The sequence below is a fragment of the Isoptericola sp. NPDC057653 genome (assembly GCF_042799955.1).
Classification (GTDB): domain Bacteria; phylum Actinomycetota; class Actinomycetes; order Actinomycetales; family Cellulomonadaceae; genus Isoptericola.
Map to the genome: position 1 here is coordinate 46,637 of NZ_JBHVHP010000004.1, position 6,148 is coordinate 52,784.

Consider the following 6,148-nt stretch of genomic DNA (forward strand, 5'->3'; position numbering starts at 1 on the left):
AGGAACGACAGGGGCCGACGGCGGGGGTCAGCCGAACGACTGCGCGGTCGCCCGGTCGACGTCGACCAGGTAGACGATCCGCTCCTCGCCGCGCGGGTAGTCGGCGCCGGTGTACGCGCGGGCGAGGCGGTCCACGGCCGCCCAGCCCGCGTCGCCGAGCAGCACCCGGACCACGTGGCCGCGCAGCATCGCCATCTCCCACGACCGCTCGGTGTGCGTGACGGAGACCGCGACGCGCGGGTCGCGGTCCACGTTGCGACCCTTCTGCGACCGGGGCCCGGTGAGGAAGGCCAGCCGGTCGCCCTCCCACCCCACCCACAGGGGCACGCTGTGCGGCGACCCGTCCGGCAGCAGCGTCGCGAGGTGCGCGACGTGCGGCTCGGCGACGAGCGTGCGGGCGAGGTCGGGCAGGTGCGCGGGGCCGGGCAGCGGTGCCGGGCCGGCCGCCGGAGCGGTGGTCATGCAGGGGACGACCGGCGCACCGCGCGGAACTGAGCGCCCGCCCCGCTTTCACCTCGTTTCGGCAGGTGGGAACGGCCACGCGTCCCTAGCATGAGCCGGAGGGGGCGCCGTGCGGGGCCCGCCCGCGCCGTCCCGGCGCGGGGCCCCGGCGACGGGCGACGGACGGAGGCCACCATGAGCGGGACGACCGACGGGACGGGCGCCGGGCTGCCGGAGGACCAGGCGGCGCGCCTGGCCGCGCTCGAACGGGAGAACGCCGAGCTGCGCGCGCGGCTGGCCGCCGGCGGCCCGCCGGTCGTCGTGGCCGCGCCCCCGCCCGCCCGGCGGGAGCCGCGCCACCGGGGTCGTGCGGCGGCCGCCGTCGTGCTGGTCGTCCTCGGCGCGCTGCTCGCGCCCGTCGCGGTGGTGGCCGCGTGGGCGGAGCGCACGCTCACCGACACGGACCGGTACGTCGCCACGGTGGGCCCGCTCGCGTCGGACCCCGCGATCCAGGGCGCCGTCGCCGGGCGGCTCACCGACGTGGTGATGCAGCAGATCGACGTCCAGGCCATCCTCGGCACCGTGGTCGACGGGCTGGAGCAGCAGGGCGTCGGGCCGCGCGCCACGGACGCGCTCACCCAGCTCGAGGGGCCGCTCACCAGCGGCGTCGAGTCGTTCGTGCGCCGCGCGGCCGACGGCGTCGTGACCAGCGACGCGTTCCAGGACGCCTGGGTGCAGGCCAACCGGGTGGCGCACCAGCAGCTCGTCGCGACGATGAAGGGCGAGGGCGGCGAGCTGCTGCAGATCGGTCAGGACGGCCAGCTCACCATCCAGCTCTCCGGCATGATCGACCTGCTCAAGCAGCGCCTGGTGGACCGGGGGCTCGGGATCGCGGCGAGGATCCCGGAGGTGAACGCCACGTTCACCCTCATGCAGACGTCGCAGCTGGTGCAGGTGCAGAACCGGTACGCCCAGCTCGTGGCGCTGGGCACGTGGCTGCCGTGGATCTCGCTCGCCCTGCTGGCGGCCGGCGTGCTCGTCGCGCGGCACAAGTCGCGCACCCTCGTGGTGGCCGGGCTGTCGCTCGCGGCCGCGATGGTGCTGCTCGCCGTCGGGCTCGCGATCGCGCGGGGGCTGTACATCGACGCGCTCAAGGACGTGGTGCTGCGGCTGGACGCCGCCGAGGTGCTGTTCGACCAGGTCGTGTCGTTCCTGCGCGTCGCGCTGCGCACGGTGGGCGTGCTCGGCCTGGTGGTCGCGCTCGTCGCCTACCTGGGCGGGAGCAGCGCGTCGGCCCGCTCCCTGCGCGCGGGCGCCGGGCGCGGGTTCGCGTGGGTGCGGGACTACGGCGAGGGGCGCGGCGTGTCGACCGGGCCGGTGGGCACGTGGCTGGGCCGGTACCGCACCCTGGTCCGCGTGGTGATCATCGTCGTCGCCGCGCTGGTGCTGCTGCTCGCGGGCAGCCCCACGCCGGGGCTCATCATCGGCACGGCCCTGGTGGCCGGCGTCCTCATCGCCCTGCTGGAGCTGGTGGCGCGGCCGCCCCTCCCCGAGGACGAGGCCCCCGCGGACGACGGCTCCGGGCCGCCCGACCTGCCGGCCGCGGCGCAGCCCGGGCACTGACCGACCCTACGAGCACGGGTAGCGCGTGCCGACGTCGTGCCGGTGCGGTGAACGTGCGGGCGCGGAAGGCCCGGCGCGCGGGGCGCCCCGCTAGCGTGGCGCGTCGTGACCACCACCGACGTCGAGATCACCGCCGACCTCGTCCGCGACCTGCTGCGCGAGCAGCACCCGGACCTCGCCGACCTCCCGCTGCGCCTCGGCGCCCGCGGGTGGGACAACCAGCTCTGGCGCCTGGGCGACGACCTCGCCGTCCGGCTCCCGTGGGCGACGGACAGCGCCGACGCGCTGCTGCGCAAGGAGCACGCCTGGCTGCCCGGCCTCGCGCCGCTCCTGCCGCTGCCGGTCCCCGTGCCGCAGCGGCTCGGCGAGCCCGGCGCGCTGTTCGGACGGCCGTGGATCGTCACGACGTGGGTGCCCGGCGAGCCCGCCGACCGCGCACCCCTCACCGCCCCGGAGGCGGCCGGCGACCTGGCCGGGTTCCTGTCCGCGCTGCACCGGCCCGCCCCCGACGGCGCGCCCGCGGGCCGCGGCCGCGGCGGCCCCCTGGCGGAGCACACCGACGGGTTCGAGCAGGGGCTCGCGGAGACGGTCGAGCGCGGGCTGGTCACCGACCCGGAGGCCGTGCGCGCCGTCTGGCAGGACGCGCTCGCCGCTCCGGCGTGGGACGGCCCGCCGGTGTGGCTGCACGCCGACCTGCACCCGGCCAACGTCGTCACCGCGGACGGCGGCCTGTGCGGCGTCGTCGACTTCGGCGACCTCTGCGCGGGCGACCCGGCCTACGACCTCTCCGCCGTGTGGCGGCTGCTGCCCGCCGGCACGGAGGGCGCGTTCTACGCCGCCTACCGGCCCGGAGCCGACGAGGCCACCCGTCGCCGCGCCCGCGGGTGGGCGGCGGCCGCCGCGCTGGGCGGCCTGCTCGTCGGCGAGGCGGGCGTGCACGGCCGTCCGGGCGGCAAGGCCACCTGGGGCCCGCCGGCCCGCGCCTGCCTGGCCCGCCTCGTCGCGACGGTGTGACCCGAGGGCGCCCGGCCGCGGACGCCGACCCGTCCGGCCGCGCGTAGCGTGGACGTCGTGGAGCTCACCGCGGACGCCGTCGTCGCGGACCTGCGCGCGGTCGCGGACCCGGCGGCGCACCCGAACCGGCACTACGCGGGGCCGGGCGAGGTGCTGGGCGTGCGGATGGGCACGCTCTTCGACGTGGCGAAGCGGTACGCCGCGATGCCGCTCGACGAGGTGCACCGGCTGCTCGACGAGCCCGCGTACGAGCCGCGGCTCGCCGCCTTCTGCGTGCTGGACTTCGCGGTGCGGCGGCGGGTCACGGACGCCGAGCGGGAGCCGCGCTACCGCGTCTACCTCGACCGCCACGACCGCATCGACACGTGGGACATGGTGGACCGGGCGGCGCCGCGGGTCGTCGGGGTCTACCTGCGGGACCGCTCGCGGGAGCCGCTGTTCGAGCTGGCGCGCTCGGACGACCCGCTGCGCCGCCGCACGGCGCTCACCGCGCCGCTGGCGTTCACCCGGCCGCCGCACCCGGACGGCATCGCGGACCTGCTCCGCCTCGTCGAGCTCCTGCACACCGACCCGGACCCGGTGGTCCGCCGGCCCGTCGGCATCGCGCTCAAGCACGCCGGCGCCGCCGACCCTGCGGCCGTGCGCGCGTTCCTCGACCGGATGGGCGACGCGCTCCCGGCACCGGTGCGTCGCGAGGCGCGGCTGAAGCTGCCCGCCGACCCGTGACCCCGGGTCAGGCGGGACCGCCGTCGCCCGTGGCCCGGCCGAGCTGGCCGGCGATGCGTCGTTCGAGGGCGTCGGTGGCCGCGTCCGGCAGGGCGAGGATGCCCTCGAGCTCCTTCGTCGCGCGCCGGTAGGCCGACTGCCGCTCCGCCTGCGAGGAGCCCTCGTCGTCGGCCAGCGCGAGGAGCTTCTTGGCGCGGTCGAGGGCCTGGCGCTCCGCCGGCGAGAAGTCCGACGCCCGTCGGCGTCGTGCCTCCCGCTCGGCGATGTCGAACCGCACCTGCATCTCGCGCACCGCGTCGCGGTACCGGTCCAGGCGGCGCCGGTCGCGCAGCGCGTCCAGGTTCTCGGGACGCAGGTCCTCCGCCTCCCGCCGCGCGCGGTGGAAGTCCACGGTGACCTGCTCGCGCATGTCGGACATCAGCGGGTACTCGACGGCCTTCACGGCGTCGAGCTCGTACTCCAGCCAGCGGTGCTGGGTCTCGTCGTGCGCGGCCACGGTGCGCTCGATCTCGCGGGAGAGCGCCTCGTCGTCGGCCTGCGCGGCCTGCTCGCCGGCGTGCTTGAGGCGGTACATCTCGATCTTGTCGCGCCGTCGCCGCTCGTCCCACACCTGGGCACCGCGGATCCACCCGCCGACGATGCCGCTCAACGGGAAGACCAGCCACCAGTAGGAACCGAGGAAGTCCCACATGCCGTGCACCCTCCCACGCTAGCGGGGGTGACCGCTCCGTGGTCGGGGGCGCCCGGGGTGGAGGGCCGGTCTAGGCTGGGGGCGTCAACCCAGCACCGTCGCGGGCGTCAGCGGCCCCGGGCACCTTCGCCTGGGCCTTGCCGCGCGGTCGCCTGCGAGCCCCGTCTGAAGGAGCAGCCCGTGGCAAGCATCGAAGCCGTTGGAGCACGCGAGATCCTCGACTCGCGCGGCAACCCCACCGTCGAGGTGGAGATCGCGCTGGACGACGGCACGTTCGCCCGTGCGGCCGTCCCGTCGGGCGCCTCGACCGGCGCCTTCGAGGCCGTCGAGCGTCGTGACGGCGACAAGGGGCGCTACCTGGGCAAGGGTGTCGAGGGTGCGGTCAACGCCGTCATCGACGACATCGCCCCCGAGCTCATCGGCTACGACGCCGAGGAGCAGCGCATCATCGACCAGACCCTGATCGAGCTGGACGGCACCCCGAACAAGGGCAAGCTGGGCGCCAACGCGATCCTCGGCGTCTCGCTCGCGGTCACGAAGGCGGCCGCGAAGTCGGCCGGCCTCGACCTGTTCCGCTACGTCGGCGGTCCCAACGCGCACGTCCTGCCGGTGCCGATGATGAACATCGTCAACGGCGGGTCGCACGCCGACTCGACCGTGGACTTCCAGGAGTTCATGATCGCGCCGATCGGCGCGCCGACCTTCAAGGAGGCCCTGCGCACCGGCGCCGAGGTCTACCACGCGCTCAAGAGCGTGCTGAAGGGCAAGGGCTTCTCCACGGGCCTCGGCGACGAGGGCGGCTTCGCCCCCGACCTGCCGTCGAACGTCGCCGCCCTGGACCTCATCGTCGAGGCGATCGAGAAGGCCGGCTTCGCGCCGGGCTCCGACGTCGCGATCGCGATGGACGTCGCCGCCACCGAGTTCTTCAAGGACGGCGCGTACCACTTCAAGAACGGCGAGGTGCACTCGACCGAGGACATGATCAAGCTCTACGAGAGCATGGTCGCGAACTACCCGATCGTCTCCATCGAGGACCCGCTGTCCGAGGACGAGTGGGGCGCCTGGACCCAGTTCGTGGCCGAGGTCGGCGACAAGGTGCAGGTCGTCGGCGACGACCTGTTCGTCACCAACCCGGAGCGCCTCGCCCGCGGCATCGAGGAGAAGGCCGCCAACTCGCTGCTGGTCAAGCTCAACCAGATCGGCACGCTCACCGAGACGCTCGACGCCGTCACGCTCGCGCAGCGCAACGGCTTCACCACGATGACCTCGCACCGCTCCGGCGAGACCGAGGACACCACGATCGCGGACCTGTCCGTGGCCACCAACGCCGGCCAGATCAAGACCGGTGCCCCGGCCCGCGGCGAGCGCATCAACAAGTACAACCAGCTCCTGCGCATCGAGGAGGCGCTGGACGACGCCGGTCGTTACGCCGGCCGTTCCGCCTTCCCGCGCTTCCAGGGCTGACACCCCGGAGGCTCGCAGGACCTGACCGTCGGCCGGTCGCCCCCACGGGGCGGCCGGCCGTCGTCGTCCCGCCGTCCGCATCGAGCGTGCTGACTTGATCCTCAAGCGAGCCCGTCGAGGATAAAATCAGCAACCGCGAGACCGGCCCGGGCGGGCGCGCCCCCCCCGGGCCCCGGGCGCGCCGCGGCG

General features: G+C 75.4%; 6 protein-coding genes. 4 read left to right on the forward strand and 2 right to left on the reverse strand.

Annotation, left to right across the window (positions count from 1 at the left end; genetic code table 11):
* Positions 1–27: 27 nt before the first annotated feature.
* Positions 28–462 (reverse strand): TIGR03618 family F420-dependent PPOX class oxidoreductase, encoded by a 435-nt coding sequence (locus ACFU9A_RS19800; protein WP_430577021.1) that lies wholly within the window; start codon positions 460–462, stop codon positions 28–30.
* A gap of 174 nt (positions 463–636) precedes the next feature.
* On the opposite strand from ACFU9A_RS19800, the gene ACFU9A_RS19805 reads away from it, so the two are divergent.
* The 3 genes from ACFU9A_RS19805 (at position 637) to ACFU9A_RS19815 (ending at position 3,804) form a co-directional block, all read left to right on the forward strand.
* The gene (locus tag ACFU9A_RS19805) at positions 637–2,064 is read left to right on the forward strand and encodes a hypothetical protein (RefSeq protein WP_430577022.1); all 1,428 of its coding nucleotides are present in this window, start codon (positions 637–639) and stop codon (positions 2,062–2,064) included.
* Positions 2,065–2,169: 105 nt separating this feature from the next.
* Complete coding sequence (locus tag ACFU9A_RS19810; protein WP_430577023.1) at positions 2,170–3,078, forward strand: phosphotransferase; 909 nt, start codon at positions 2,170–2,172, stop codon at positions 3,076–3,078.
* Between the two features lie 57 nt (positions 3,079–3,135).
* Complete coding sequence (locus ACFU9A_RS19815; RefSeq protein ID WP_430577024.1) at positions 3,136–3,804, forward strand: DNA alkylation repair protein; 669 nt, start codon at positions 3,136–3,138, stop codon at positions 3,802–3,804.
* Between the two features lie 7 nt (positions 3,805–3,811).
* Here ACFU9A_RS19815 and ACFU9A_RS19820 read toward each other — a convergent pair whose 3' ends face one another.
* Positions 3,812–4,495: a hypothetical protein gene (locus ACFU9A_RS19820; protein ID WP_430577378.1), complete on the reverse strand. Its 684-nt coding sequence runs from the start codon at positions 4,493–4,495 to the stop codon at positions 3,812–3,814.
* Between the two features lie 180 nt (positions 4,496–4,675).
* Here ACFU9A_RS19820 and eno point away from each other — a divergent pair, with 180 nt between their 5' ends.
* Positions 4,676–5,959: a phosphopyruvate hydratase gene (gene eno, locus ACFU9A_RS19825; protein WP_430577025.1), complete on the forward strand. Its 1,284-nt coding sequence runs from the start codon at positions 4,676–4,678 to the stop codon at positions 5,957–5,959.
* Positions 5,960–6,148 lie beyond the last annotated feature (189 nt).